A 26044-nucleotide genomic window follows, 5' to 3' on the forward strand; every position below is an offset into this window, starting at 1 on the left:
TGGTTTTGTGGGTTATTCGTATAACTTCGGTCAACTGTAGCGTGCATCACATCGGGCGTCAACAGATGATCCGCATCGCTCTGGGCTCTGGGCCTGACAGACGCTGATAAGTACACTTAGCTTCCATGACGTCGCTCTGGTTGGACCGCGGGCAATCATTCAGCTCTGACCCGTTCGAGGCAGGGAGCCGCTACGACACCGTGGTGGCGGGGGCCGGTCTGACGGGGCTGGTAACCGCACTGTTGCTGGCCAGGTCGGGGCAGCGCGTCCAGGTCCTGGAGGCCAGATTTCCCGGGGCCGTGACCACCGGAAACACAACGGCGAAAGTCAGCCTGCTGCAGGGGACCGTCCTGTCTGCCCTGGCCAGACAGTACGCGCAGAAGCAGGTTGGGGCCTACGTTGAGGCCAACCGGGAAGGGCAGTCGTGGCTGCTCCGCTACCTCGACGAACACCACGTGCCGTATCAGCGCCGGGATGCCTACACCTACGCCACCACTGCCCAAGGGACCGAGCGCCTGCTTGAGGACCTCGGCGCCGCGACCACCGCCGGCCTGGACGTGGAGTACGTGCGCGATGCACGCCTCCCCTTCCCCATCCAAGGCGCCCTCCTGCTGACCGATCAGGCCCAGATCAACCCTATGGACGTCCTGGATGCCTTGCTCAGGGACGTCCGTGCCCGCGGCGGGAGCGTAGTAGGCAGGACCCGGCTGCGGAATGTCTCCGGGAGCGGACCACTAATTGTCCACACAGACCAGGGCACCGTCACCGCCAACAACGTCGTTCTCGCCACCGGAATCCCCGTCCTCGACCGCGGACTCTACTTCACCAAACTCAAACCCCTACGCTCCTACGCCGCGGCCCTGGAGCTGCCTGCCGGGGTCACCGCGCCGCCCGGAATGTACCTCTCCGCCGAGGAACCCACCCACTCCTTGCGGGATTATGAGGCTGACGGCCGTCAGTTCCTGCTTGTGGGCGGGCACGGGCATCAGGTGGGGCGGACTGAATCGGAAAAGTCCCATCTGTCGGGACTGCTCGACTGGGCTACCGGACACTTCCCGGGTGCGGTAACCACCCACACGTGGTCGGCCCAGGACTACCAGGCCACCAACCTCATGCCCTTCTTTGGCAAACTGCCACGGGGCCGGGGCCACATCTTCTTCGGCACCGGTTACAACAAGTGGGGCATGACCAACGCGGTGGCCGCCGCCCTTGGCATCTCCGCGGACATCCTCGGCGGCAGCCTCCGCTGGGCCAACACGATCCATCACCGCGTGACGTCTCCGGGCGGGGCGCTGACCGCCGTCGCCGTCAACGCGGGCGTGGCTGCGCGGCTGGCCACCGACTGGGGGAAGCTGGCGGTTGGCAAGTCGGTGAGTGGCAGGCCGGTGGTTGAGCCTGCCGAAACCGCGGTTCCGGAGGCAACTGCCGGAGGTCCCGTACCGGCCGACGACGGCGGGCGGGTATATCGCGACGGCGCCCGGCCCACGGCGGTCTCCACTGTGGACGGCACCACCTGCAGGGTCTCCGCCGTCTGCACGCATCTGGGCGGGATCGTGCACTGGAACGACAGCGAACTGACCTGGGACTGCCCGCTGCACGGCTCGCGCTTCAGCCCGGACGGCAAGCTCCTCGAAGGACCCGCCACCAAGGATCTTCCGAGGCTTGAGCAGCGTTGATCCACGCCTCCAACGCTGCCGGCAATACTGTCGGTGGGGTAGGGCATGATGGAGGAATGCAGGAGGATCAGCCAGCGGAAGCGGGCCACGCAGCCCGCCCGGCCGGGCGCAAAGAGGAACCCATGGGCCGTTTCAGCCGGCCCACGCGGGACTGGTTCCTTGGCGCGTTTGCGGAGCCCACCCCTGCCCAGACCGGCGCCTGGAACGCCATCTCGTCCGGCTCGCACGCACTGGTGGTGGCACCCACCGGTTCAGGAAAGACGCTCGCGGCGTTCCTCTGGGCCCTGGATCGTTTGCTCGTTGAGGCCCCTTCCCCTGCTCCGGAACTGGGTGACCCTGAATTGCCGGGCGTGGATGCTGTATCGGTCAAAGGGCCGGTGAAAGGGCAGGCCAAAGGACGACGCCCCCGCCCGCCCAAACGCAAGACCCGCGTCCTGTACATCTCGCCGCTGAAAGCCCTCGGTGTGGACGTGGAACGCAACCTCCGCTCGCCGCTGATCGGGATCACCCAGACTGCCAAGCGGCTGGGACTTCCAGCGCCCCTGATCACCGTGGGGGTCCGGTCCGGTGACACCACGACGGCGGACCGTCGCGCGCTGCTCAGCAACCCGCCGGACATCCTCATCACCACGCCGGAATCGCTGTTCCTGATGCTCACCTCCAGGGCGCGCGAGACCCTCACCGAGGTGGACACAATCATCGTTGACGAGGTCCACGCCGTGGCTGGAACCAAGCGTGGCGCGCACCTGGCGGTCTCCCTGGAACGGCTGGATGCGCTGCTGTCCAAGCCCGCCCAGCGGATCGGCCTCTCCGCCACGGTGGAGCCGCGCGAGTTGGTGGCCCAGTTCCTGGCCGGTGCTGCGCCGGTGGAAATCGTGGCCCCGCCGTCACGGAAAAACTGGGACCTCACCGTATCCGTCCCCGTGGAGGACATGTCCGACCTCCCGGGCGCCGCGGGCGCCTTCGACTCCGGTCCGGCATCCGGGCTGCAGCCCCAGGCCTCGATCTGGCCCCATGTGGAGGAAAAGATCGTTGACCTGGTGCTGGCCAACCAGTCCACCATCGTCTTCGCCAACTCCCGTCGCCTGGCTGAACGGCTCACGGCGCGGCTCAACGAGATCTACGCCGAACGGCAACTGATCGCGGTCGGCGGCGGCTGGGACTCGCCTGATGCTGGTGCCGCAGATCCAGGTTTTCCGTCCGGCGACGGGGCATTCAGTCCTGCTTTCAGTCCTGCCTCCACTCCTGCGTCCACCGCGACGCCGGCCCACATGATGGCGCAGGCCGGCAGCACGGCGGGAGCCGATCCTTTGCTGGCCCGAGCCCACCACGGTTCCGTTTCCAAGGACCAACGGGCACTCATTGAGGATGATCTCAAGTCCGGCCGGCTGCGCTGCGTCGTGGCCACTTCGTCCTTGGAACTCGGCATCGACATGGGCGCTGTGGACCTCGTGGTGCAGGTGGAATCACCGCCGTCGGTGGCCAGCGGACTCCAACGCGTGGGCCGCGCCGGGCACCAGGTAGGGGAAATTTCGCAGGGAGTGCTGTTTCCCAAGCACCGGGCAGACCTGGTGCACACGGCCATCACCGTGGAGCGGATGCTCGAAGGGAAGATCGAGCGGCTCTTTGTCCCGGCCAATCCGTTGGACATCCTGGCCCAGCAGACCGTCGCGGCCACCGCCCTGGGCAGCATCGATGTGGAGGAATGGTTCGCCACTGTCCGGCGGTCCGCCCCGTTCGCGTCCCTCCCCCGGTCCGCCTACGAAGCAACCCTTGACCTGCTGGCCGGCCGATATCCGTCCGATGAATTCGCCGAATTGCGTCCCCGGATTATCTGGGACCGGAACGCCGGCACCATCGAAGGCAGGCCCGGGGCCCAACGGCTTGCCGTCACATCCGGCGGCACCATCCCGGACCGCGGCCTCTTCGGTGTGTACATCATCGGCACCGAGGTGGAAGGCTCCGGTGCACCGGGCGCTGATGGCAAACCCGCCGCGTCCCCTGCCAAGGGCGGCCGCCGCGTCGGTGAGCTGGACGAGGAGATGGTCTACGAGTCCCGGGTGGGTGACATCTTTGCGTTGGGCGCCACCAGCTGGAAGATCGAGGACATCACTCATGACCGCGTCTTGGTCTCCCCCGCCTTCGGCCAGCCGGGCAAACTTCCCTTCTGGAAGGGGGACTCACTGGGGCGGCCCGTTGACCTGGGCCGTGCCCTGGGCGCCTTCGTGCGTGAGCTGTCCGCGTCCGACGTCGGCCCTGCCACCGCACGCTGCAAGGCCAGCGGCCTGGATGAATTCGCCGCAAACAACCTGATCCAGTACCTCAGTGAACAGAAGCTGGCCACCGAGGTGGTCCCCTGCGACACCACGCTGGTGGTGGAACGCTTCCATGACGAACTGGGCGATTGGCGGGTGATCCTGCACAGCCCCTTCGGGATGCCGGTGCACGCTCCCTGGGCACTCGCCGTCGGGCAGCGCCTCCACCAGCGGTACGGCCTGGACGGCTCTGCCATGGCGGCGGACGACGGCATCGTGCTGCGGGTCCCCATGATGGAGGACGAGCCGCCCGGCGCCGAGCTGTTCCTGTTTGACCCCGAAGAACTGGAGCAAATTGTCACCGCAGAGGTGGGCGGCAGTGCGCTGTTTGCCTCCCGCTTCCGGGAGTGTGCGGCGCGTGCCCTGCTCCTTCCGCGGCAAACCCCCGGCAAGCGGCAGCCGCTCTGGCAACAGCGCCAGCGGTCGGCGCAGCTGCTCGACGTCGCTCGGAAATACCCCACGTTCCCCATCGTGCTGGAGACCGTCCGCGAATGCCTCCAGGACGTGTACGACCTCCCGGCCCTGAAGGACATTGCGGCCTCGGTGGAACGACGCGAACTCAGGATCGTGCAGACCACCACACAGCAGCCCTCACCGTTCGCCAAGTCCCTGCTGTTCGGGTACGTGGCCCAGTTCCTGTATGAAGGCGACTCGCCCCTGGCCGAGCGCCGGGCCGCGGCCCTGGCCCTGGACTCGACGCTCCTGAACGAGCTGCTCGGCCGCGTTGAGCTCCGTGAACTGCTCGACGCGAAAGTCATCGAGGCCACCGAGCTTGAACTCCAGCGCCTTGCGCCGGACCGCCGGGCCCGCGGCATGGAAGGCGTCGCCGATCTTCTCAGGTTGCTGGGTCCGCTGACGCCGGAAGAGGTCGCCGCCCGCCTGGAGGCTCCGCCTGTCGAAACCCCGGAAGCCGATCCGGGGGTTGAGCCATCGCCGGGGGTTGAGCCTGTCGAAACCCCGCATGCCGACACTCCTCTGGCCACGACGCACCTGACCACACTGCTGCGGGCCAACCGGGCCATAAGAGTCAACATCGGCGGTGCCGAGCGCTACGCTGCCGTCGAGGATGCCGCCCGGCTCCGTGATGCCATCGGCGTTCCGCTGCCCATGGGCGTTCCCCTTGCCTTCATCGAACCGGTGGCAGACCCCTTGGGCGACTTGGTTTCCCGGTACGCCCGCACGCACGGACCCTTCACGTCGACGGAAGCCGCGGCCCGGTTGGGGCTTGGCGTCGCCGTGGTCAACACCGCATTGAAACGGCTCGCCGCGGACGGTCGCGTGGTAGAAGGCGAGTTCCGGCCGCACGCCGCCCCGCCGGAACAGGCGGCCAACTATGGGCCATCGGACGACACACCAGTTGAGGATGTCCAAACGGCTCAACCGCTCCCGGAAGGATCCATGCAGACGCACCTGCCCGCGCCCACCACCAGCGAATGGTGCGACGCCGAAGTGCTCCGCAAGCTCCGGCGTCGTTCGCTCGCAGCCCTGCGCGCCGAAGTGGAACCGGTGGACGCCGCCGCCTATGGGCGTTTCCTGCCGGCCTGGCAGCATGTCCGTACGCCGGGAGCCGGGCGCGGGCAGCCGTCCTTGCGGGGGCTGGACGGAATTGTCACCGCGATCGACCAGCTGTCCGGCGTGCCGGTACCTGCTTCGGCGTGGGAGCCGCTGGTCCTGGCCAGCAGGGTTTCGAACTACCAGCCCGCCATGTTGGACGAGCTCATGGCCGCCGGTGAGGTCCTCTGGTCCGGGGCGGGAGCGCTGCCTGGAAACGACGGCTGGGTCAGCCTCCACCTGGCCGATTCCGCCGAACTGACGCTGAATCCCGCCGTCGAATATGAACCCGGAGACGCGCAGCAACGCCTGCTTGACCACTTGAGGAACAACGGCGGCGGTTATTTCTTCCGCCAGCTGAAGGACGTGGCCGGTGGCATGGACGCGGTGCTCAGCGACCAGGAAGTGGTGTCCGCGCTGTGGGATCTGGCGTGGGCGGGCCGCATAACCGGAGATACCTTCGCCCCGGTCCGCGCCCTCATCGCCGGCGGCCACACGGCGCACCGCCAAGTGGCCCGCTCGCCCCGCGCCCGTGCCCCCAGGCTGAGCAGGCTCGGCCGCTCGCACGGTACCGGCCTTCTGGGATCGCCCGGGCTGGGCTCACCTGCGCTGGGCGGCGGACGGTACGGCTCATTGTCGGGCACTGCGGCAACACCCCCGCTGGCCGCGGGTCGTTGGTCTGCCCTGCCCTCGCCCGAGCTGGACGCCACCATCCACGCCCGGGCCACGGCTGAACTGTTGCTGGACCGGTATGGCGTGGTGACCCGGGGATCGGTCATGGCGGAGCAGATCCTGGGCGGGTTCGGCCTGATGTACAAGGTGCTGGCCCGGCTGGAGGAGGCCGGACGCTGCCGTCGTGGGTACTTCATCGAGCACCTCGGGGCCGCCCAGTTCGCTGTCCCCGCAACCGTGGACCGGCTGCGCTCCTATTCCGAGGACACTCAGCTGGCAAAGCCCGAGCCAATGGCACTGGCCCTTGCGGCCACGGATCCTGCTAACCCCTATGGGGCTGCTTTGTCCTGGCCTGCCCTCGACGTGGAGGCCGGAACGGGCCACCGGCCTGGGCGGAAAGCCGGGGCGCTGGTGGTCATGGTAGACGGCGCCCTGGTCCTCTATGTGGAGCGCGGCGGCAAAACGCTGCTGGCCTTCAGCGAGGACGCAGCCGTGCTGTCCGCCGCCGGCGCGGCTTTAGTAGGTGTGGTCACCCGGGGAGCCGTGGACAAGCTCATCATGGAAAAGGTCAACGGCCACGGCATCCTGGACACGCCGGTGGCAGCGGCGCTGGCCGCCGCCGGGGCATACTCCACGCCCAAAGGTCTGAGAATCCGTGCCTGAAGGTGATTCCGTCTGGCGGGCCGCCGCCGAACTGCACAAGGCCTTGGCGGGGCAGACGCTCGTTGCGTCGGACTTCCGCGTGCCGAGGTTCGCAACGCTCAACCTGGCCGGCTGGACCGTGGCGGAGGTGGTCCCGCGCGGCAAGCACCTGCTGATGCGCGTGCTGGGACCGGACGGGAATGGACCGGAGGAGCGGAAGCTCACCATCCATTCGCACCTGAAGATGGAAGGCACCTGGCAGGTCTATCCGCCGGGAGGGCGCTGGCGGAAGCCTGGATTCACCGCCCGGTGCGTCCTGCGCACGGCGGCAGCGGACGCCGTCGGATTCTCCCTGGGCATCGTGGAAGTGGTCCGTACCGCGGACGAGGACACCATCGTGGGCCACCTGGGCCCGGACCTGCTGGGTCCGGACTGGGACCCGGCCGAAGCAGAGCAGCGGATCCGCGCGGCACCCGATGTACCCATCGGCGTCGCCCTGCTGGACCAGCGCAACCTGGCGGGCATCGGCAACATCTACCGCTGCGAGGCCTGCTTCCTGTCCGGGGTGCACCCGGCGACTCCGGTCTCAGCTGTCCACAACGTCCGGATCATGATGACCGATGCCAAGCAGCTGTTGGAAGCCAACCTGGGCCCGGCACGCCGGGTGACCGTCCTCAACCCGCGAGGCATGCCCGTGGGACGGATGGCGGGCCGCCCGGGCTACTGGGTGTACCGGCGCGAACACCAGCCCTGCCTGAAATGCCGGACCCCCATCCGCCGCGGTGTGCTGGGCAAACCCAACGGCGAGGAAGAACGGGACATCTACTTCTGCCCGCAGTGCCAGCCGATGCTGCCCTGAGCGTCGTGTCCTGAGCGGTCCTAGGCAATCCCAAGCAGTCCCAGGCCGTTCGAGGCGGTCCTAGGGAGTCCTGGCCACGCGTTCGACGGCGACCGGCTCGCCAGCGTCCAACTCGGCGGCATCGAACTCGCCGGCATCCTGTTCGAGGACTGCAGGTTCGGCTGGCAGAGCTGCGGGCACCATAAACCGCGGAAGCAACAGCTGGACCAGCGGCCCGATGGCGAGGGCGTAGACCACCGTGCCCACGCCCACGGAACCGCCCAGCAGCCAGCCGACCCCCAGCACCACCACTTCGATCAGGGTGCGCGAGACCCGCACGGACCAGCCGGTGCGCCGTGCCAGCCCGGTCATCAGGCCATCCCTGGCCCCCGGACCGAACCGTGCGCCGATGTAGCAGGCGGACGCGATGCCGTTCAGCAGCACGGCGCCTGCGAGCATGCCGATCTGGCCGCCCAGATGCGAGAACGCGGGGATCAAGGCCAGGCCGATGTCCGCGAAAACGCCCACCAGCACGGCGTTGCAGAGCGTGCCGAACCCTGGCCACTGCCGGAGAGGGATCCAGAGCAGCAGCACCAGGAAACTCACAATGATGACCACCACGCCGATGCTCAGCCCCGTCCTGCCGGCCACCCCCTGATGGAACACATCCCATGGATCCAGTCCAAGTCCGGCACGGATGAACATGGCCAGGGAGATGCCGTACATGGCGAGGCCGGTAAAGAGCTGGAGGAGTCTGCGGGTCAACATAACGACAACCCTGCCAGACAACTGGCATTGAATTACATAGCCAGTCTGAGATACTGGCCCCATGTCCCCTTCGCTGAACCCGTCCGCGCTGGCCCGTCTCCTGGGCGAGTGGAACCTCGGCGTCGCGCCCGCCTACCGCGAGCTGGCCGACGTCGTCCGCCTCCTGGTCCTGGACGGCCGGATTGCCCTGGACACGGCCCTGCCCAGCGAGCGGGCACTGTCTGAGGCGCTGGGCGTCAGCCGCACCACCGTGACAGCCGCCTACGGCCACCTCCGGGAGCAGGGTTTCCTCAGCAGCGGGCAGGGCAGCAGGGGCCGGACCCGGATTCCGCGCCTGACGGCGTTGGGTACCACGGTGCTCACGGACCCGGGCCTTACAACCGCGGGGCGGACGCCCGGAACAACGTCTCCCGGGCTCGCGGCACCGGAGGGTCTGATCGACCTCGCCTACGCATCGCTGCCCGCCAGCGGCGAGGTGGTACATCGCGCGTTCGCGGCAGCCCTCACCGAGCTTCCCGCCCTGCTGCCGGGATTCGGCTACGACGCCATGGGCCTGCTCCCCCTGCGCGAGGCGGTGGCGGCACGTTATACGGCGGCCGGCGTGCCGACCACTGCCGAACAGATCCTGGTGACCTCGGGCGCGCAGCACGCCCTGAACATCATCATCCGCGCCTTGGCGGGCCGGCAGGACAGGGTGCTGGTGGAACACCCCAGCTACCCAAATGCCCTGGATGCGATCCGCACGGCCGGCTGCCGGGCCATTCCGGTGGCGTTCACCACAGCCCAGGGCGCCAGCACCAAAAAGGCCGACGGCGGTGCGCCCGCCTTGGCGTGGGACATGCACGCCCTGCAGGCCGCCATGACACAGCAGCGTCCCAGGATGGCGTACGTTGTGCCGGACTTCCACAACCCAACCGGGCAGCTGATGCCCGATGTCCAGCGCCGCCAACTGGTCCGGGCGGCCGCGGCGGCGGGGACAGTCCTGGTGGTGGACGAGACCCTCCGCGAGCTGAACCTCGACGGCGTCGAAACCAGCCCGGTGGCAGCCTTCAGTCCCGCCGTGGTCACCATCGGCTCGCTCAGCAAATCCCACTGGGCCGGACTTCGGACAGGCTGGATCCGCGCCTCCGAAGCCATGATCCAGCGCTTTGCGGCGGCACGGACGTCCCTGGATCTGGGCGGACCGCTTATGGAACAGTTGGCGGCCGCCCACCTGGTCCGCGCCCTCGACGAGCCGCTGCCCGCCCGGCTTAGCGCCCTCCGGGACAACCGCACCGCACTTCTGGAGCTCCTTGCCGGACACTTGCCGGACTGGGAAACGGTACGCCCGGCCGGCGGACTGTCCGTCTGGTGCAGGCTGCCAGCACCGGTCAGCACGGCGCTGACGATGATCGCTCCGGACTTTGGTATCCGGCTGGCCGCCGGGCCGCGGTTTGGCATCGGCGGCGCGTTCGAACGCTACCTCCGGGTACCTTTCACCCTGCCGCCGGACCAGCTGGAGACCGCCGTCCTGGCCCTGCGCTCAGCCCAGGATCGGCTCGATGCCGCCCCGCAGCTCCGCCGGTCCCTGAAGAACGCGCCGGTCCTGGCTATCGCGTGACGCGCGTGGGCTTTCGGGATCAGCTGCCGCTGGCACCGCGGCCTGCGGCCCGGCCCATCCGCTGCTTGGCCGTATTGGTCCCGGCCCCGACCGGGACGTGCGCCGTCGCCTTGGCCAGCCCAAACTCCGGCATCCCGTTGTAGACAACCTCGATCCCGCCGGCCGGCACCTGGTACGTCTCATGCCAGACGCCGACGTCGCCGGTCCCGGAAAGTTCCTTCATGAATCGTCGCCACGGTTCCAGGTGCGGGGACTCCCGGTCCGCGGCGAACTTCCGCAGGTGCTCGGGGCTCTCCCAGTAGCTGAGCAGGATGGTGGTGCGCCCGAACCACTGCTCACAGCCGAGCATTCCTGCCGCGGGGTCGGCGGCCAGGTGCTGGAGCATCCGCGGCATGGCGGCAGCCACCTTGCCGACGGTCCCGACCTTCCACCATCGGTTCGCCCGCATGCCAATCAGGAAGACCGTCACCGATTCGCGGCCCGGGTCAGCGGTGTACCGGCCCGGAAATACCCTCTGCGCCATGGGAACTCCTTCGGTTCGCGGTTTCATAACCTTGTTTCATAACACCGTTACGAAACAAGGTTATGAAACAATGGACTCCATGGCAAGACCCGTAGTGCATAACGATTCCCTCAGGCAGGGCCTTCTGGCCGTCACGGCTGACCTGATGGACCACGACGGTCCCGCACGCGTCAATCTGCGGGATGTGGCAGCGGCCGCCGGCACGTCCACCACGGCCGTCTACTCGCTGTTCGGCGGAAAATCCCAGCTCCTGACGGCCGTCGTGGACGACGGGTTCCGGTCCTTCCGCGACTCACAGGTGGCCGCGGCCCCGGGCGGGCTTCGGGGACTCGGCGCGGCCTACCGGACCTGGGCGCTGGAGCATCGGGCACTCTACCGGCTGATGTTCGGCGGCGCACTGGCCGCCTACGTCGATTGCCAGCCCAGCCCCGATGCTGCCGCCGATGCCATGGAGCCCCTAATGGAAGCAGTGGCCTCCGCCCAGTCTGCCGGCACCGTGCTGCAGGCACCGGCGGAAATGGTCGCCGTCGCAATCTGGGGGCAGGTCCACGGCCTTGTAAGCCTGGAACTGGCCCAGGTGGGCCCGCCGGACGCAGACTGGGCCGCGGCCTACAGCGCCTCCCTCGACGCGGTCGCCCGCGGCTGGGCCGCCTGACGCGACCGGACTTTCCCGACGCGCCGATCCGCCCGCGACGCGCAAATTATCTGACGCAGGTGGATTTCCCGGTGCGCCAGATAATGTGCGAGTCGATAACCGTGCGCCGGCCTCAGGCCAACCTACGCGTAGACCTTTTCGAGGAAGCCGCTCCAGGCCTCGGTGGTCGCTGAAGAGTCACCACTGCCGCTGAAGTCGTGCACAGTCATACCCACCGGAGCACCGAAGGCGTTGCGGCCGAAGAACCGGTACATCGCATCCGACGTCCGCAGGCCCAGGAAGTTCTCGTTGGAGAAGTCCACTTCCCCGGACAGCCGCCCCACGCCGTCGAGCTCCAGCTCAACGGCGGAACCCCGCGCCGCAGAATCCACGCCCATAGCTTTCTTCAGGCGGTCGAAACCGTCCGGGGTCTGCGACGCTGTCGGAGACTGGATGTCCGTAAATACCGCCGGCTTGCCGTCGAAGTACTGCAGGTACTGGCCCAGCGTGTGCAGGTAGAACGCCGTGTGCTTGCTGGCGCCGTCGTACTGCTCGTCCCATTGGTCGGCGAAGATCCCGCTGTGGACATAGTGCAGCCGGGCGCGGCCGCCGTCGAGCGGTTCCAGCACGTGCTCCAGCTGGTTGAACCAGCCATCCGGGCCGTCCATCCGGGAGACGAGATGCGTGGGATGCTCCTGCACGGTCTTGACGTCCGGCCACTGGTCCGTGGGGAACATCCACGCCGGCGTTCCACTTGTCACGGCTTCCCAGACACGCTCGGGCGTGCCGGGCAGTTCGGTGTCGTACACGATCTCAAATTCACGGTTGTCAGTCATTGTCCTGCTCCTTCGCTGAGAGGGGTTTGATGGGGGTTTTGAGAACGGGGTGAAGAGCGACGACGAGCCGGTGCTTTCGTCCGCCCCCCGCCGAAGTGCCACTTGGGGGCGAGCCGCCTGCCGGGGCGCCGCCCGGGCCGGCGACCGCGCCGCCGTCGTGATACTTCTCCACCAGGCGGGTCACGGCGACACCGAGTTCCTCGGCAAACGCTGCCCGGTCCGCGGCCGTCCGGAAGGTGATCTCGCCGTCGATGGCGAACGTTGCCAGTTTCTGCCTGGCCGCGGCCGCGCCGGCGATCAACTTACCCACCTCCTGGACCATCCGCCCGGCGAGCGCCAGCAGCCAGAAGGCCGAAAACCTGTCCGAGAACCGGTGCGGATCCGGTGCCACCGACGCGAGGGCCACCGGGGAAATCAGGTAGGAGGCTGCCGTCGCCTGGAGGACGCGCTCGGTGACGTTCCCCTTGCGCCGCTCCTCCACGAGTTCCACGAGTCCGTGCCGCTCGAGGGCCTTGAGGTGGTAGTTGACCTTCTGCCGCGGCAGGCCCACCTTGGCGGCAAGCTGCGTGGCCGACCCCGGCTCCGCGAGTTCCTGGAGGATGCGCGTCCGGATCGGGTCCAACGACGCTTCCGCCGCGGCCGGGTCCTCGATCACTTCGATGTCCAACATGCGTCCATCTTGCCAACCGACAACTTTTATTGTCAAGAACTTTTTTACCGTCGGTTGTCAGGGTCGCCGGGAACACTCCGATTCGATGGTTCCCTGCCCGATCGATGGGTCCAACCATCGAGTGCGCAGGGAACCGTCTAAACGGGCGCGGGCTGGGGCGGGCTCGGGGCGGGGCCAAGGGACCCGGCAAAGTAGAATGGACCGGTGATGCAATCCCCCCTCCCCGTGCGCGAAGGCGTCAACGCCACCCGCCTGCGCCTGCCGGACGAGGGGCCGTGGACCACCGCGATGGACTACATGATGCACCGGTGGGGCCACATCGATCCGCAGGGCATCGAGGACAGGTTCGACGCCGGCGAGATCGTGGGCGAGGGCGGCGTCGCCCTGGACCGGGCCACCAGGCTCGAGGACCACACCTTCATCTGGTACTACCGCTCATTGCCGCCGGAGACCCGCATCCCGGTGGAAATCAGCATCCTGCACCAGGACGACCACCTCCTCGTGGTGGACAAGCCGCACTTCCTGCCCACCACCCCCGGCGGTACCTACATCCAGGAATCGGCCCTGGTCCGGCTCCGGAACCAGCTCAACCTGCCGGACCTGATCCCCATGCACCGCCTGGACCGGATGACCGCCGGCGTGCTGCTGCTGTCCACCAACCCCGAAACCCGCGGAAATTACCAGGTGCTCTTCGAGAAGCGGCAGGTGCAGAAGGAATACGAGTGCGTCTCCGCCGCGGAGCCCGCCGCCGGACACCCCGCCGTCGACTTCCCCGTGGTGGTCCGGAACCGGATGACCAAGTCGCGCAGCTACCTGCTGGCCGAAGTGATCGACGGCGAGCCGAACGCGGAGACCCGGATCGAACGGCTTGAAACGTTCGACGGCGGCACTTCAGCAGGTGCCGCTGGCACACGCGCGCCTGGCACCCCTGCGGCTGGCACCAACCTCGCCGAAACCCACTCCGCCCGCCTGGCGCGGTACCGACTGGAGCCGCACTCCGGAAAAACGCACCAGCTCAGGGTCCACATGGCCTCGCTGGGGCTGGGAATCGTGAATGACGCGTTTTACCCCGATCTGCTCGACAAGGCCCCGGACGACTACTCCAAGCCGCTGCAGCTTCTGGCCCGCGGCATCCGCTTTGTCGACCCCATCAGCAAAAAGCCCGTGGAGTACCGCAGCGGGCTCCACCTCAGCAAGGCTACTCAAACACCGCGCTGATCGAACACCGTCTTGAAGGCCTGCTCCATCTCGGGGCTGAACAGCACAAACTCCGCCAACTCGAGCGCGCTGGCCGGAAGTGAGGCACCAAACCCTGTGACGGCGTCGTACGCGGCCTCCGCCACCTGGCGCCCGTGCCAGCCGTACACTCCCCCGCCCACCGCCGGGACTGCGATGGAAGCCGCACCCAGCGAGTCCGCCAGCCGCAGGCTTTCGCTGAAGCACGAAACCAGTAGCGCCGGGTTGGTCTGCCCCACGTGCCGGTTGGGCCCAACAGTGTGGATTACCCAGCGTGCCGGCAGACGGAATCCAGGAGTGGCGACGGCCGCTCCGGGCGCCAGCCCGTGCGGCAGGTCCGTTTCGCGCAGTTCGCGGCAGGCGGCCAGCAGTTCCGGCCCGGCGGCCCGGTGGATGGCCCCGTCCACACCGCCACCGCCCAGCAAACTGGAGTTGGCCGCGTTCACGATCGCGTCAACCGTGCGTGTGGTGATATCGCCTTGGAGGATGATGATCCGCATGCCGCCAGTTTCCCACCTACGGGGTGCGGCTCATAGGCCCCGCATCACCGCAGCCGAGGCACGCAACCAGGCCTCGCGGGTGGCCGGCATCAGCGCCTGGTAGTTGAGCGGCCCGCCGGAGACGAGGGACTTGTCATGGGGAACGTCGAGGACTTCCCTTGTCAGCGTCTCGAAGTGGGTCCGGGTCCTGTCATGAAGCTGCAGATCGGTGTGCAGTGACGGCGCGGCCAGCAGGGTTACGGCGTTGCTGACTTTGTCCTGGTAGCCGCGTTCACGCAGCCCGTCCACGAGCCAGACCGCACTGGCCACCGTGTCTTCGCGGACCGTGGAAACGATGACCAACTCGTCCGCCGCCGCCACAGCGGCTTCCCAGTTCGAGGACCGCATGTTGTTGCCGGTGTCCACCATGATGATCCGGTAGAAGCGGCGCAGCGCCGAGTGCAGCCGGTCGAATTCACGGCTGCCGATGGTGGCGGCCCCGGCCGCGTCCTCGTCCGAGGCCAGCACATCAAACTGCGAGGATCCCTGGTAGCGCACATAGCGGTCCAGGTCCCCGATCCGGCCAAGGACAGGGTCTTCGAAGCGGTCCACTTCCCGCATCAGGTCAACGGCAGTGCCGGCGTGCCCGGCCAGAGGCGCCCGCCACCCCATGGTTCCGCGCGTTTCATTGTTGTCCCAGGCAAGCGTGTACCCGCCGCGCTGGATGCCCAGCGTCGCGGCCAGAAGCAGGGTTGCCGTGGTCTTGTGGGCGCCGCCCTTGGGGTTAACCACGACGACGGTCCGGGGGCCGTCCAGGCGCCGCTGAACCTCTTCGACGGCGTCCAGGTGGGCGAGTTCCCGCCTGCCGGGACCGAGGCTCAGGGAATTGCGGCTGAGCCGCCGGACAGCGCCCTGCCAGCCCAATTCGGCGAGCGGCGGGGCGGGCTGGGTGGGCCTGTCGGCGAGGAAATCCTGGAGGGTGGGAACGTCGTCGGGAATGGCTGCGGCCGGGAGGGCCGCGCGGGCTTGAAAATGGGCGGGAGCACGCAATGGCGCCGGGGGGACCTCGTCGGGCATGGCCGCGGGAGGGACTGCGATAGCCATGGCGGACCTTCCTTTCTGTAGTGGCTTCCCTATCTGTAACGGCTGCCCCATCTGTAATGGCTTCACTGTCTGCGGCTTCACTGCCCGGAGGTGCCGTGGCACGACGGACTCCGGCTCCGCCGCCATTCGCCACAGGCGCCTGCCGAGGCGGCCAAGCAGGTCGAGGAGGACCGACAGCAACCGGTACAGCAGAATGGCCAGGCCGATCACCGGCAGCGACAGCATCAGGATGGACAGGATGGAGAGCGCAGCGGCCGCCGGGTCGCCGGCGGCGATGGCCTCGCTGGCGAGCCCCGCGTGCTGCCGGATGGCGTTAGCGGTCTGCTCGATGATCATGGGGAGGTTCAGCAACATCCAGCCCAGCGCCAGGCACAGGAGCGGCACCACCGTGACTACCCAGATGGTGACGATGCGGCGCGCGAACGTCCGGAGCTCGGCAACCCGCGGATCCACCGCGCGTCCGGGAATGAGGCTGAGCAGAACCGGGCGGATTCGGTTGAACAAGTCGGGGACACCGGCGATGTCGGCCAGGACGAAGTAGCCGTCGAAGCGCAGCGTCGGCACCAGCTGCTGGATCATCTCGAAATGCATCAGTGCCGCCGCCAGCAGGAAAAAGCCCTGCCCTGTCAGCAGGTAGGCGCCGCCCAGGCCGATCAGGCACAGGCAGTTGAAGTACAGCCCGCCAAGGTCGGTGCGGATCCTGCCCGCCCGGCCCAATCGGTAGGAGTCGGTGACGTTGGTGAAGAATGCCGGGAAGACCAGATAGACGCCGACGCCGATCACTCCCGGCCTGGCGCCGCCGTACCGGCACGCGGTGGCATGCCCCAGTTCGTGGATCACGGCTCCCGCCGTCAGCATCGCGAAGATGCCAAGGAGCAGCGCCGGCGTGAGAAGTACCTGCGCCAGGGAAGCCAGGAAGTCGCCCCTGGCCAGCACCAGGATGTCGACGGCGGCCAGCCCGACCAGGACGGTGGCCACCACCGGACTCCAATACAGCGGGGCCAGGATCAGGGCTAGCGTGTTGACTGCCTTTTCCGGCAGCAGCGTTCCCCTCAGCCGCAGGGCCAGCAACGGGTTTGCCCGCGGCGGCGGCCCGGCCTCGGCTAAGTTCGCATCGGCGTCGTGAACGAGGCCCATCGGCGCCAGCCTGGTGTCGATGAGGTGGAGGAGTCCGCTCACACCGAGTTCGCGGCCGTAGGCGTCGCTGACATCGCGCGCCAGCTCATCAGCGGATTTCTCCGGCGAGACGGTGGCCATGACCAGCTGGAGAAGCTCCGACAGCTGGACAATCTGCCCGTCTCCGCGCTGCAGCAGGTAGCTGCGGTCCTTGAGACCAGACCCCTCAACCGGTCCCAGGAAAACAAGCCCGGGTGACGGCGACCAATGCCGGACAAAGTCAGCTTCGGGTGCTGTGGTCACGGTCCCCACCTAGGTTGAGCCACTAAGAACGGCGGGCATGCTCCGACGCTGAAGCATGCCCTCCGGGTTTCCTGTTGATCCTGCGGACCTACTGCTGCAGGACGATCACTTCCTGCCAGGCGGCCGAGTTCGCGATTGAACCGATCGAGGCCGCATTGATGGCGATCGAAAGGTTCACGGCGATCACGGGAGCAACGTTGATGTTGAAGAACAGCGTTTCCCTCATTGGAAGCAGTTCTGCAACCTCGGCGTCGAGATCCACCGGTAATAGCGCGGTTGATGCCGTCATAGCACCTCACCTCTCTCCCCCGGGCAATCCCAGGGTCCAGATATCGGATGATAGACGGACTTAACCCTGGACTACGGCGATGTTCTGAAGCGCAGTGCTGTGTGCTACCGCAAAGAACGACGCAGCGTTCAGAGCCACAGACGAGTTGCTTGCGTAAACACCCGCCCAATTCGTGTCCAGAAACAGGGTCTCCCGCGAAGGCAACAGCTCCACTTTCTGGCTTTCCAGTTCGTGAACGGTAAGTTCCTTCATCATGTCAATCACCCCCTTTCGACGTCCCGCGATCAGTCAACGCGTAGCCCCGTTGTGGCTTCGTTACTGGGCTGTTATTTTTCCGTTGTCGCATAAGACTAATGTGGTGACAGTTATGACTTGGGCGCCGAATAATCTTTGCCTAAGATGGTCATACTGGACAGTAATGTTCCTGGACGACGTAAATTGCAGACAAGGAAAGCAGGCGCCGATTCATGGCGGACATTGAAGGCACCATGGTCATCCGCGCGTGGGCGGAGCCTGCCCAGAACCATCGTGTACGGGCACGCCTGATCTCCAGCCATCCGGGCCAGGACCAGGAAATTGTGGAGACGGCCGGCGATGCAGAAGAAGTCATTTTGGCTGTGCAGCGTTGGCTCGATGTGCTGAAGGCATCAGAAACCACTGCCAGCGCATAACCGTAGATTCCTTATCGGCTGAGTCGATTCCGGCAAGCCCTTATTGAATGACAACCGGCGCCATACTGATTGACCAGTATGTGGACTTATTGCCGGTATATAAACCTCAAAAACCCCTGTTACTAAATTGCCTTGACATGATGCGCCCCAGTGCCACGATGGTTATCTGGGGTATCGCGTGTTGTCCGGTCGCTTGAAGGGGATAGGCATGACGGTGGCTCTCGCACAGGATTGGCATCTAAGCCTGCTGGGGGCCTGGCGGTTGCGCCGCGGCACCAATACCGTGACGGTGGCCAGCCGGGAACAGCGGCTCATCGCGTGTGTGGGACTCCTGGGCTGCAGGCACCGGAGTTTCCTGGCTGGCCTGCTGTGGCCAAAAAGCAGCGAAACGCAGGCTGCCGGGAACCTGCGCACCACCGTCTGGTGCATCTCCCACGCGTTCCCGCACCTTCTCCTGACGGGCGCGGACACGCTGGAGCTTCACGAAGCGGTCAGGGTCGATGTCACGGCGCTGCAGCGCCACGTCGCCACCCTGCAGTCCCAGCCTGAAGCCCGGATTCCTGACGGCTATCTCGACGACCTGAGCCGGGCTGACCTGCTGCCCGGCTGGTACGACGACTGGGTGATATTTGAACAGGAGCGGCTGCGGCAGTTGCGCCTCAGCGCGCTGGAGCTCATGGCCCGGCAACATCTGGCGGCCGGTGAACCCGGCAAAGCTGTTATCGCGGCGTTGTCCGCGGCAAGCATCGAACCACTGAGGGAATCCGCGCATCTGCTGCTGGTCCAGGCCCATCTGGCCGCCGGGAACCGAGCCGCCGCAGTCCGCGCCTACACGATGTTTGCCAGCCGCCTGGAGGGCGAACTCGGCGTCCTTCCCTCAAGCCAGCTGAGCGAGCTTGTCTCTGCGTTCCATCCGCACTGAGCGAGCATCTGCACTGAGCGAGGAATCATCATGGATACCCTCATCGAAATCCCCGGAGACCGCACGGCGGCCAAGTTCGCCTACGCGGCCGCCGGCCTGGGCGTAGTAGGCGTGGCATCACTGGGCGCCATGTACGCCATCGAAGTGCCAAAGAACGGACCCTACGTCTTCGGCACCATCAACGATGCCACCGGCGGCGTCTTCCAGTTGGTGATCATCCCGGTGATCGTCCAGGTTCACCGGCGCCTGCGCCGCACACCCGGCTCCGAGGCCGCCAAATGGCTGGTGATCGCGGCCAGTGGCGCAGGATCAGCAAGCTCGTTCCTCCTGGTCGCGAAGAAGCTCGATTTCACGGTGTCCACTGGCATCTCGGTGGGGGCAATGATGGTCCAGGCCGGCTGGTTCCTGCTGGCCCACCGGGCACTGCTCAAGAGGGGCAGCTATCCCCGGGATCTCGCGAAGCTGGGACAGTTCATTGGCGGCGCCTTGTTGGTGGCGTTGCCCCTGGCGGCGCTGACCGCGGTGGAACAGGCGCCGGCCTGGATCCGCTGGGGCATCGGCGGGGCGGGAATAGCCTTTGGCGCCACAGCGTGGGTCGCCTGGCCGTACTGGTATTTCCTCGCGGCCCGGCACCTCAGCCACGTCCCCAGGGAAGTTCCTGGCGGAGCCCCACGTCCACGCCGTCGGAACATCGGCACCGGGTACTGAGGCACTCGCTGAACCCAACGCCCGGCAAGTCCGTGCCGCTGGCCGGCTCAGGCCGTGCTGCCGCGCAAATGTGCGGTACTTTGTGGCCATGGACTTTGGCAACGCCGACAGCTGGGGGGCGGCGATTTACTTCTGGATCATCCCCGTGGTCCTCGGCGATGCCATCTTCCCGCCCATCCCCTCAGAGATGGTGGTGATTACCGGCGGCGCCCTCTCGGCCGACGGCCGGGCCAACGTCTTCCTGGTGGGGGCACTGTCCGCGGTGGCCTCCTGGGTCGGCGACATGGTGGTGTTCCAGCTCTTTAAACGCCGGCTCAGCCATGTCCTGGACCGCTGGCGCTGGGGCCGCAAGGTCCATACGGGCATCCACGCGGCCATCGCCAAGGCCGGCCGCTCCTCCACCTACGGAACCATCATCGGCGCCCGTTTCATCCCGGGCGGGCGGCTGGCGACGTCGGCGGCTTCGGGCATCGCCGACGTTTCGGCCCCGGGGTTCAGCCTGTGCGCCGGCCTCGGCGCGGTCCTCTGGGCCAGTTGGCTGGTGGGCCTGGGCTACTTCACGGGATCGGCAACCAACCTGCCGTTCTGGGCGAGTTCGCTAATCGGCGTGTTGCTGGGCCTGGTGATCGGGGCCGCCGTCGGCGTCATTGTCACCCGCCGGCGCGGCACCCGCTCACCCGTGGACGAGCCCGCCCCCGGCGAGTGAGCTGGGACGGCTGAGCTAAACGGGCGCCCAGCGGCCGCGGTTACGGCGGAGCACCGTCAGTGAGCCGGTGAGTGCAACGCGTTCGACGGCGTCGCGCATCATCGCTGCCGATTCGCGCGCCTGCTGGTTCTCACCGCTGTATTTGGTCGCCTCCACGAGGAAGCGGAGGTTCAGTTGGGGGACGCCGGCGGCAAGTTCGATCTGGTTGGATTCCACATGGTGACGGGTCTCCAACGCCTCGACCGCTGCGGCCATCACGGCTTCCGGCGGGTTGCCAGGCTTCAGTCCGGTGATTTTCAGGCGGGTCTGGAACGAAGGCATGCCTCAACCCTAATACGGCGTGTTCCTGGTCCCTTCCCTGTGGTGGGACAGCTGGACGGCGCCAGCGTCAGGCAAATAACCTCAAGCAGCTGCCGAGGTCCGTCAGGAACCGCACCACCATGGTTTTCCGCGCGGGACAGGACTAGACTGTGGCCTCGGTCTCATAGTCACACCTGACAATCATCAAGAAAGAAGACCGAACATGAGACGGACCACAATGCGAGTGATTGCGGCGGTATCGGCAGGCATGTTGGCATCAATGTTAGGGATCGGCGTCGCCTCCGCCGGCAGCCGGAGTGACCTGGCCGAAGTGCGACAGGCCACAACCCAATATCACGACGTTAGTGCGGCCATTGCCGCGGGCTACCAGCCCGTGGGTGAGTGCGTTCCAGGCATGGGCTTTCACTACGTCAACTTCAGTCAGTTCGGTCAGATGAATCCATTGGTCCCGGACGCACTGACGTATGCAGCGAACAAAACGGGCCAGCTCAGACTGGTCGCAGCGGAGTGGTTTAAGGTCGACGCCGACCAGGACCTGGCGACCGACACAGACCGGCCGAGCATGTTCGGCAAGGCATTCGACGGACCAATGCTCGGGCACGCTCCCGGCATGCCAATCCACTACGACCTCCATGCATACCTGTGGCAAGGTAATCCGGACGGCGTCCTGGCAACCTACAACCCGAATGTTCACTGCCCCGAACCGTAAGAGCGATCCGTTCGGCGAGGTCAGCGGGCCGCTGGCTGTGCAACATGGGTCCTACCCGGTGTTGCGCAGGCCGGCCGCCACCCCGTTGACGGTGATCAGCATGGCCCGCTGGAGCCGTTCGTCGATCTCGGCGCCGCTGATGCTCCCGCCTTCGGCGTTCTGGGCAGCCCGCACGCGGCGGAGCAACTCCACCTGCAGGTAGCTGATGGGGTCCAGGTACTGGTCCCGGATCTCCAGCGACCGCTTGAGCGTCGGCTGCGCGTCCAGGAGCACGTTCTCGCCGGTCAGGTTCTGGATCTCGGTGACCGTGAGTTCGTACTCTTCACGGATGGCGCGGAAAATGTGGTGCAGGTCCTCGGGAACCAGGGTGGCCACGTAGTACCCGGCGATGTCCATGTCCGTCTTGGCCAGCGTCATCTCCACGTTGGAGACAACGGACCGGAAGAAGTGCCAGTTCTCCATCATCTCCACGAGCTGCGGGGAGTTTCCGGCCTCGCGGGCAGCCTTCAGGCCCGAGCCCACACCGAACCAGCCCGGGACGATCTGCCGGGACTGGGTCCAGCCGAACACCCAGGGGATGGCACGCAGGCCGCCAAGCCCCGCCCCGGAATCCGGGCGTTTGGACGGGCGTGAGCCGATGTTCAGCGAGCCCAGCTGCTCCACCGGAGTGGACGCCAGGAAGTACGCTGGCAGGTCAGGATGGTCGATCAGGTTCCGGTACCGGTCGAAGGCGCCGTCGGAGATGATTTCCATAACGTGCCCGTACCGTTCGCGCTGGTCGTCCGACGTGCGCGGATCCCGGTGCAGGGCCGAGCCCTGGAGCACTGCCGCGAGGGACAGCTCCAGGTTTTCCCGGGCCAGCTCCGGCAGCGAGTATTTGTCCGAGATGACCTCGCCCTGTTCGGTGAACTTGATCTCGCCTTCCAGCACGCCGTTGGGCTGGGCCATGATGGCGTCGTAGGTGGGTCCGCCGCCGCGGCCCACGGAACCGCCGCGGCCGTGGAACAACCGGACACGGACGCCGTGCTTGGCCGCAACGTCGCGCAGGTTGCGCTGGGTCTTGTGGATCTCCCACTGGCTGGTCATCACGCCGGATTCCTTGTTTGAGTCCGAGTAGCCCAGCATGATTTCCTGGACGTCGCCGCGCAGCCGGACCAGGTCGCGGTAGGACGGAACGGACAGCAGCTGGTCCACGATCTCCGCCGAGGCACGCAGCTCCTCCACGGTCTCCAGAAGCGGCGCGAACCCGATCTTGGCGTAGGGGGCGTCGCCGAACAGGTTGATCAGGCCTGCCTCGCGGGCCAGCACGGCCGCGGCCAGGACGTCGTCCGCGCCGCGGGTCATGGAAATGATGTAGGTCTCGATGACGTCCGGACCGTACGTGCGCAGGGCGCGGCGGATCTCACGGAAGACGTCGTACGTGCCGTCAGCGACGCCGTCGAGCTTAATCGGGTGGCCGGACAGCGGCCGGCGTGAGGCGAGCTCCGAGCCGAGCACCTCGAAGCGTTCCTCACGGCTCAGTTCGGCATAGCGGATGCCGGGGCCGCCCAGCCGGTCCATCAGCTGGCCAACGGCGTCGTGGTGGTGGTCCGCGTGCTCGCGGATGTCCAGGGTGGCCAGGTGCAGGCCGAAGGACGCGACGGCGCGGCGGACACGGGCCAGCGCGCCGTCGGCAGCGAGCGACGCCGAGTGGTTGCGGAGGGACAGCTCCAGCAGCTCGAGGTCGTTGAGGAGTTCCTCGGTGGAGCTGTAGTCACGGCCGTGCTCGTGCGTGGAGTCCGCGGCCACCCGCTTGCCCGTGTTGATGAGCTTGGCTTTGATGCAGGTGAGCTTGAGGCGGTAGGGCTCCTGGGCGTTGAGCTCCAGGACGCGCCGGTCCAGGCCCGGCAGCTTCTTCAGGTCCGCGTCGATGGAGTCCAGCAGGGTCTGGTCCGCGCCGGACAAGGCGGTGGAGTTGGACAGGATGGAGATCAGCTCATCCATCATCGCGATGCTGATGCGGACGGCGTGCTGGTTCTGGATCTGCAGGATTTCCCGGGTGACCGCAGCCGTGACGTTGGGGTTGCCGTCCCGGTCGCCGCCGATCCAGGACCCAAACCGGATGGGTGCGTCCTGGGACGAAAGGCTGACGCCGTGCTCACCGAGCAGTTCCGAGAAGTCCGAAAGCATCTCGGGCATGGCATCGGTCAGGATGCCGCCGAGGTAGTAGATCGCGTTGCGGGCCTCGTCCACCGGGGTGGGGCGTACCTGGCGCAGTTCGTCGGTCTGCCACATCTGGTCGATGACTTCGGAAAGCTGGCGGTCCTGCCGGCGGCGCGCGGAGGTGCCTTCCTTCGTGGGCTCGGCCAGGACATCAGAGAGCTTGCGGATCTTGTCCAGCACGGAACGGCGCGAAGCCTCGGTGGGGTGGGCGGTGAAGATGGGGCGGACGTCCAGCCCGTTGACCACTTCCTGCAGGACTTCGGGCCCCGCTTGGGCGGCGATTTCGGTGACGGCCTTGGCCAGCCACCCGTCCTTTTCCTTCCGTGTCCGCAGGCCGCGGACCCGGTGGACCTGCTCGGCCGCGTTGGCCAGGTGGAAGTAGAACGCGAATGCACGGACCAGGTCGGTGGCCTGCTCGATCGGCAGGGAGCCGAGCAGTTCTCGGACCTGTTCAACGACGTCGTGCGCGCTCCATGGGCCGGTGGCATCGGCACCGCCGCGGGCGGCTTCCTTGGACTCCTTGGTGAGGAGGCGGACCTGCTCCACCAGATTGAGGAGTTCGGGGCCGTGCTGGCGGACCAGGGATTCACCCAGCAGTGTGGAGACGCGCCGGACGTCGGCCCTCAGTTCAGAGGCGAGGTCGGTTGAGGAGTTCATTGCAGTGTTAGCCATGGAAACTGTCTTTCGAGGGTTCGGACTTGGCTCGTACACTGCGCTGGATACTGTGAGCCACGTTACTAGCTATCGATGCTACCTGCACGGGATGGCGAAGGCGGAATCCGTCTCAGATATTGCGCCGGTCGCCGCCCCTGCCGCGCCGGACTTCAGCGGACGATCTTGAAATTGAAATCCGGGGTCCCCAGCACCGATCACAGTCGCAGCCACACCGGGAGCATCATCTCCGCTCCCCGGGCGGTGGTGATGTCTCCGAGGTCAATAATATCGCGGTGGCCCAGCTCCTGGCGGAGCGCCGTCACGGTGTTCTTGGCACCGGCGTCGTCGCCGGAGACAAACACCGAGTGGTCCCCGCCGCCCAGCCGTCCGGGGTCAACCTTCAGCCCTGCGTTCATCGTGTTCAGGGTTTTGACCACCCGCGCCTCCGGAAACGCGTGCTGGATCCGTTCGGCGTTGCTGTCCGTGTTGACCGGGTTAAGCACCGGCGGCATGCCCTGGGAGAAGTCGAGCGGGTTGGAAACGTCCACCACCACTTTCCCCGACAGGTTGGCCGAACGCGCGGCACTGAGGGCACTGAGGGCGCCCGCTCCGTTCGTTGCATTGACTATCAGTTCCGCCGCGGCTGCGGCCTCCGCGAACGTTTCCAGGGCTATGTGCTGGTGCGCTGCGTGCCATTCGCTGAAGGGCGGCGTGCCCATGGCGTCCGGCGCGCTGCGGGCGAGAGTCTCCCCCGGGTCGCGAGTACCCACCACCACGTCGTGTCCCAGCGCGGACAGCGCGCCCGCGAGGGTCCGGCCTGCGAAACCCGTGCCCAGGACCGCGATTTTCATGGTTCCTCCAAGGTCAGCCGTGGGAGTCCGGAAACGAAGCTCCGCGCTTTCGACGTTACTCTCCGCCGCCTGCAAGACAAGGGCCGCGGCAGCAACGCGGCGCGAGGTCCGTGGTGCTCCGCGGCGGTCCGTGGTGGAATGGACAGCGTCCGCGCCGGGTTGTAAACCCTGACGTCGTAGCCGGGGAATCAGAACCCCTTTTGGAGGAACCATGGACACCACCGCAACCGCGCAGCTGGAACGCTGGCAGCGTTTCCGCACGAACCGGAACAAGGCCCTCGCCACCCGCCACGGCTGGCTGACGCTCACCTCCTTCCAGTGGCTGGAATCCCGGCCCGCCGCCATCGACGTCGCCCCCGGCCTCTGGTCAACGGACGGCACGACGGCGACACTCACCGCTGTGGCGCACGACGGCCTGACGCTGGTGGAAACGGGCGAGCCCATTGACGGGACCATCACCGCCTCCCTCGCCAACGAGGAATCCCTGATGTGGGTGCAGTTCGGCGGCGCGGACGGGCAGCAGGTAGTGGTGGAACTCGCCATGCGCGCAGACCGGTACGCCATCCGGACCCGCGATTCCGGCTCGCCGGTGCTGACGGAGTTCGACGGCGTTCCCACGTTCGACTACAACCCGGACCTCGTGATTGAGGCCGCCTACGAGGCGTATCCGGAACCGGTGGCCGTCCCGGTCGGAACGGCCAATCCGCTGGTGGACGGCGTCCATTATTCAGTGGGCGAGGTGGTTTTCCGGCTGCCGGGCGTCGAGCACCAGTACCGTCTGCACGCCGAGGAGGAAAAACTGGGCGCACTGACCATCACGTTCCATGACGGGACCAACGGTGAATCAACGGATGAGTGGCGGAAAGTCTCCACGCCCCGGCCACGCATTGACGCGGCCGGGAAGGCCACGGTGGTCCTGGACTTCAACCGCGCCATCAACTACCCCAGCGCCTTCACCCCGTTTGGCACCTGCCCCATGCCCGTGAAGAACAACAGCCTCGACGCGAAGATCGAAGCCGGCGAAAAGCAGCCTCTCCTCGCTGATTGA

Annotated in this window: 23 protein-coding genes; 12 read left to right on the plus strand and 11 right to left on the minus strand. The window is 66.8% G+C overall.

Going from position 1 to position 26044, the window contains the following annotated elements; genetic code table 11:
* Positions 1–125: 125 nt before the first annotated feature.
* The 3 genes from NG697_RS07640 to NG697_RS07650 all read left to right on the plus strand — a co-directional run bounded on the left by NG697_RS07640 (position 126) and on the right by NG697_RS07650 (position 7715).
* Entirely contained in the window at positions 126–1676 is a 1551-nt protein-coding gene (locus tag NG697_RS07640) for an FAD-dependent oxidoreductase (RefSeq protein WP_252599788.1), read from the plus strand.
* A 122-nt stretch (positions 1677–1798) separates the two neighbouring features.
* Positions 1799–6877, plus strand: a complete 5079-nt coding sequence (locus NG697_RS07645; protein ID WP_252599833.1) for a DNA glycosylase AlkZ-like family protein — start codon at positions 1799–1801, stop codon at positions 6875–6877.
* Complete coding sequence (locus tag NG697_RS07650) at positions 6870–7715, plus strand: Fpg/Nei family DNA glycosylase (protein ID WP_252599789.1); 846 nt, start codon at positions 6870–6872, stop codon at positions 7713–7715. The genes NG697_RS07645 and NG697_RS07650 overlap by 8 nt, the downstream gene beginning before the upstream one ends.
* Positions 7716–7775: 60 nt before the next feature.
* On the opposite strand, the gene yczE is transcribed toward NG697_RS07650, so the two are convergent.
* Complete coding sequence (yczE, locus tag NG697_RS07655; protein WP_252599790.1) at positions 7776–8462, minus strand: membrane protein YczE; 687 nt, start codon at positions 8460–8462, stop codon at positions 7776–7778.
* A gap of 61 nt (positions 8463–8523) precedes the next feature.
* On the opposite strand from yczE, the gene yczR reads away from it, so the two are divergent.
* A complete protein-coding gene (yczR, locus tag NG697_RS07660) occupies positions 8524–10062 on the plus strand; it encodes a MocR-like transcription factor YczR (protein ID WP_252613944.1) in 1539 nt (512 codons plus the stop codon).
* 19 nt (positions 10063–10081) lie between these two features.
* Here yczR and NG697_RS07665 read toward each other — a convergent pair whose 3' ends face one another.
* Positions 10082–10585 carry a DUF4188 domain-containing protein gene (locus tag NG697_RS07665; RefSeq protein WP_252599792.1) on the minus strand — a complete coding sequence of 168 codons (504 nt, stop codon included), beginning with the start codon at positions 10583–10585 and terminating at the stop codon, positions 10082–10084.
* A gap of 79 nt (positions 10586–10664) precedes the next feature.
* Here NG697_RS07665 and NG697_RS07670 point away from each other — a divergent pair, with 79 nt between their 5' ends.
* Positions 10665–11240: a TetR-like C-terminal domain-containing protein gene (locus NG697_RS07670; protein ID WP_252599793.1), complete on the plus strand. Its 576-nt coding sequence runs from the start codon at positions 10665–10667 to the stop codon at positions 11238–11240.
* Positions 11241–11362: 122 nt separating this feature from the next.
* Here NG697_RS07670 and NG697_RS07675 read toward each other — a convergent pair whose 3' ends face one another.
* Together NG697_RS07675 and NG697_RS07680 are read right to left on the minus strand one after the other, a co-directional pair.
* The gene (locus tag NG697_RS07675) at positions 11363–12055 is read right to left on the minus strand and encodes an SRPBCC family protein (RefSeq protein WP_252610223.1); all 693 of its coding nucleotides are present in this window, start codon (positions 12053–12055) and stop codon (positions 11363–11365) included.
* Positions 12048–12725 (minus strand): winged helix-turn-helix domain-containing protein, encoded by a 678-nt coding sequence (locus NG697_RS07680; protein WP_252599795.1) that lies wholly within the window; start codon positions 12723–12725, stop codon positions 12048–12050. The genes NG697_RS07675 and NG697_RS07680 overlap by 8 nt, the downstream gene beginning before the upstream one ends.
* Before the next feature lie 207 nt (positions 12726–12932).
* Here NG697_RS07680 and NG697_RS07685 point away from each other — a divergent pair, with 207 nt between their 5' ends.
* Positions 12933–13943 (plus strand): RluA family pseudouridine synthase, encoded by a 1011-nt coding sequence (locus NG697_RS07685; RefSeq protein WP_252599834.1) that lies wholly within the window; start codon positions 12933–12935, stop codon positions 13941–13943.
* Here the strand turns inward: NG697_RS07685 and NG697_RS07690 are convergent.
* The 4 genes from NG697_RS07690 to NG697_RS07705 form a co-directional block, all read right to left on the minus strand.
* Positions 13928–14461 carry an O-acetyl-ADP-ribose deacetylase gene (locus tag NG697_RS07690; RefSeq protein WP_252610221.1) on the minus strand — a complete coding sequence of 178 codons (534 nt, stop codon included), beginning with the start codon at positions 14459–14461 and terminating at the stop codon, positions 13928–13930. The two genes, NG697_RS07685 and NG697_RS07690, sit on opposite strands and share 16 nt — an antisense overlap.
* A 30-nt stretch (positions 14462–14491) precedes the next feature.
* On the minus strand, positions 14492–16963 hold the full coding sequence (locus NG697_RS07695; protein WP_252610219.1) for a MinD/ParA family ATP-binding protein: 2472 nt from the start codon (positions 16961–16963) through the stop codon (positions 14492–14494).
* 88 nt (positions 16964–17051) lie between these two features.
* Entirely contained in the window at positions 17052–17252 is a 201-nt protein-coding gene (locus NG697_RS07700; RefSeq protein WP_157768951.1) for a hypothetical protein, read from the minus strand.
* 60 nt (positions 17253–17312) lie between these two features.
* Positions 17313–17507 carry a hypothetical protein gene (locus tag NG697_RS07705; RefSeq protein WP_205630648.1) on the minus strand — a complete coding sequence of 65 codons (195 nt, stop codon included), beginning with the start codon at positions 17505–17507 and terminating at the stop codon, positions 17313–17315.
* A 212-nt stretch (positions 17508–17719) separates the two neighbouring features.
* On the opposite strand from NG697_RS07705, the gene NG697_RS07710 reads away from it, so the two are divergent.
* The 4 genes from NG697_RS07710 to NG697_RS07725 all read left to right on the plus strand — a co-directional run bounded on the left by NG697_RS07710 (position 17720) and on the right by NG697_RS07725 (position 20259).
* Entirely contained in the window at positions 17720–17923 is a 204-nt protein-coding gene (locus tag NG697_RS07710) for a hypothetical protein (protein WP_252599798.1), read from the plus strand.
* Between the two features lie 208 nt (positions 17924–18131).
* Positions 18132–18845: an AfsR/SARP family transcriptional regulator gene (locus NG697_RS07715; RefSeq protein ID WP_252599799.1), complete on the plus strand. Its 714-nt coding sequence runs from the start codon at positions 18132–18134 to the stop codon at positions 18843–18845.
* A gap of 30 nt (positions 18846–18875) precedes the next feature.
* On the plus strand, positions 18876–19553 hold the full coding sequence (locus NG697_RS07720) for a hypothetical protein (RefSeq protein ID WP_252610217.1): 678 nt from the start codon (positions 18876–18878) through the stop codon (positions 19551–19553).
* Between the two features lie 88 nt (positions 19554–19641).
* On the plus strand, positions 19642–20259 hold the full coding sequence (locus tag NG697_RS07725; protein ID WP_252610214.1) for a DedA family protein: 618 nt from the start codon (positions 19642–19644) through the stop codon (positions 20257–20259).
* A gap of 15 nt (positions 20260–20274) precedes the next feature.
* Here the strand turns inward: NG697_RS07725 and NG697_RS07730 are convergent, their stop codons facing one another.
* The gene (locus NG697_RS07730; protein ID WP_252610212.1) at positions 20275–20580 is read right to left on the minus strand and encodes a hypothetical protein; all 306 of its coding nucleotides are present in this window, start codon (positions 20578–20580) and stop codon (positions 20275–20277) included.
* Positions 20581–20782: 202 nt separating this feature from the next.
* On the opposite strand from NG697_RS07730, the gene NG697_RS07735 reads away from it, so the two are divergent.
* On the plus strand, positions 20783–21289 hold the full coding sequence (locus NG697_RS07735; RefSeq protein WP_252610210.1) for a hypothetical protein: 507 nt from the start codon (positions 20783–20785) through the stop codon (positions 21287–21289).
* A gap of 51 nt (positions 21290–21340) precedes the next feature.
* Here NG697_RS07735 and ppc read toward each other — a convergent pair whose 3' ends face one another.
* Both ppc and NG697_RS07745 read right to left on the minus strand, forming a co-directional pair.
* Complete coding sequence (ppc, locus tag NG697_RS07740; protein WP_252613945.1) at positions 21341–24163, minus strand: phosphoenolpyruvate carboxylase; 2823 nt, start codon at positions 24161–24163, stop codon at positions 21341–21343.
* Positions 24164–24360: 197 nt separating this feature from the next.
* Positions 24361–24996: an NADPH-dependent F420 reductase gene (locus tag NG697_RS07745; protein ID WP_252613946.1), complete on the minus strand. Its 636-nt coding sequence runs from the start codon at positions 24994–24996 to the stop codon at positions 24361–24363.
* Positions 24997–25207: 211 nt separating this feature from the next.
* Between NG697_RS07745 and NG697_RS07750 the strand changes: the two genes are divergently transcribed.
* Positions 25208–26044, plus strand: coding sequence for a DUF1684 domain-containing protein (locus tag NG697_RS07750; RefSeq protein WP_252613947.1), 837 nt, complete (start codon positions 25208–25210; stop codon positions 26042–26044).

Source organism: Pseudarthrobacter raffinosi (genome assembly GCF_023913835.1).
Taxonomy (GTDB): Bacteria; Actinomycetota; Actinomycetes; order Actinomycetales; family Micrococcaceae; genus Arthrobacter; species Arthrobacter raffinosi.

What these genes read in the sequence shown, in the direction of transcription:
- NG697_RS07640 (WP_252599788.1), top strand. Translation starts at nt 126, where the DNA reads ATGACGTCGCTCTGGTTGGACCGCGGGCAATCATTCAGCTCTGACCCG.
- NG697_RS07645 (WP_252599833.1), top strand. Translation starts at nt 1,799, where the DNA reads ATGGGCCGTTTCAGCCGGCCCACGCGGGACTGGTTCCTTGGCGCGTTT.
- yczE (WP_252599790.1), bottom strand. Translation starts at nt 8,462, where the DNA reads ATGTTGACCCGCAGACTCCTCCAGCTCTTTACCGGCCTCGCCATGTAC.
- yczR (WP_252613944.1), top strand. Translation starts at nt 8,524, where the DNA reads ATGTCCCCTTCGCTGAACCCGTCCGCGCTGGCCCGTCTCCTGGGCGAG.
- NG697_RS07665 (WP_252599792.1), bottom strand. Translation starts at nt 10,585, where the DNA reads ATGGCGCAGAGGGTATTTCCGGGCCGGTACACCGCTGACCCGGGCCGC.
- NG697_RS07670 (WP_252599793.1), top strand. Translation starts at nt 10,665, where the DNA reads ATGGCAAGACCCGTAGTGCATAACGATTCCCTCAGGCAGGGCCTTCTG.
- NG697_RS07675 (WP_252610223.1), bottom strand. Translation starts at nt 12,055, where the DNA reads ATGACTGACAACCGTGAATTTGAGATCGTGTACGACACCGAACTGCCC.
- NG697_RS07680 (WP_252599795.1), bottom strand. Translation starts at nt 12,725, where the DNA reads ATGTTGGACATCGAAGTGATCGAGGACCCGGCCGCGGCGGAAGCGTCG.
- NG697_RS07685 (WP_252599834.1), top strand. Translation starts at nt 12,933, where the DNA reads ATGCAATCCCCCCTCCCCGTGCGCGAAGGCGTCAACGCCACCCGCCTG.
- NG697_RS07690 (WP_252610221.1), bottom strand. Translation starts at nt 14,461, where the DNA reads ATGCGGATCATCATCCTCCAAGGCGATATCACCACACGCACGGTTGAC.
- NG697_RS07700 (WP_157768951.1), bottom strand. Translation starts at nt 17,252, where the DNA reads ATGACGGCATCAACCGCGCTATTACCGGTGGATCTCGACGCCGAGGTT.
- NG697_RS07705 (WP_205630648.1), bottom strand. Translation starts at nt 17,507, where the DNA reads ATGATGAAGGAACTTACCGTTCACGAACTGGAAAGCCAGAAAGTGGAG.
- NG697_RS07710 (WP_252599798.1), top strand. Translation starts at nt 17,720, where the DNA reads ATGGCGGACATTGAAGGCACCATGGTCATCCGCGCGTGGGCGGAGCCT.
- NG697_RS07715 (WP_252599799.1), top strand. Translation starts at nt 18,132, where the DNA reads ATGACGGTGGCTCTCGCACAGGATTGGCATCTAAGCCTGCTGGGGGCC.
- NG697_RS07720 (WP_252610217.1), top strand. Translation starts at nt 18,876, where the DNA reads ATGGATACCCTCATCGAAATCCCCGGAGACCGCACGGCGGCCAAGTTC.
- NG697_RS07725 (WP_252610214.1), top strand. Translation starts at nt 19,642, where the DNA reads ATGGACTTTGGCAACGCCGACAGCTGGGGGGCGGCGATTTACTTCTGG.
- NG697_RS07730 (WP_252610212.1), bottom strand. Translation starts at nt 20,580, where the DNA reads ATGCCTTCGTTCCAGACCCGCCTGAAAATCACCGGACTGAAGCCTGGC.
- NG697_RS07735 (WP_252610210.1), top strand. Translation starts at nt 20,783, where the DNA reads ATGAGACGGACCACAATGCGAGTGATTGCGGCGGTATCGGCAGGCATG.
- ppc (WP_252613945.1), bottom strand. Translation starts at nt 24,163, where the DNA reads ATGGCTAACACTGCAATGAACTCCTCAACCGACCTCGCCTCTGAACTG.
- NG697_RS07745 (WP_252613946.1), bottom strand. Translation starts at nt 24,996, where the DNA reads ATGAAAATCGCGGTCCTGGGCACGGGTTTCGCAGGCCGGACCCTCGCG.
- NG697_RS07750 (WP_252613947.1), top strand. Translation starts at nt 25,208, where the DNA reads ATGGACACCACCGCAACCGCGCAGCTGGAACGCTGGCAGCGTTTCCGC.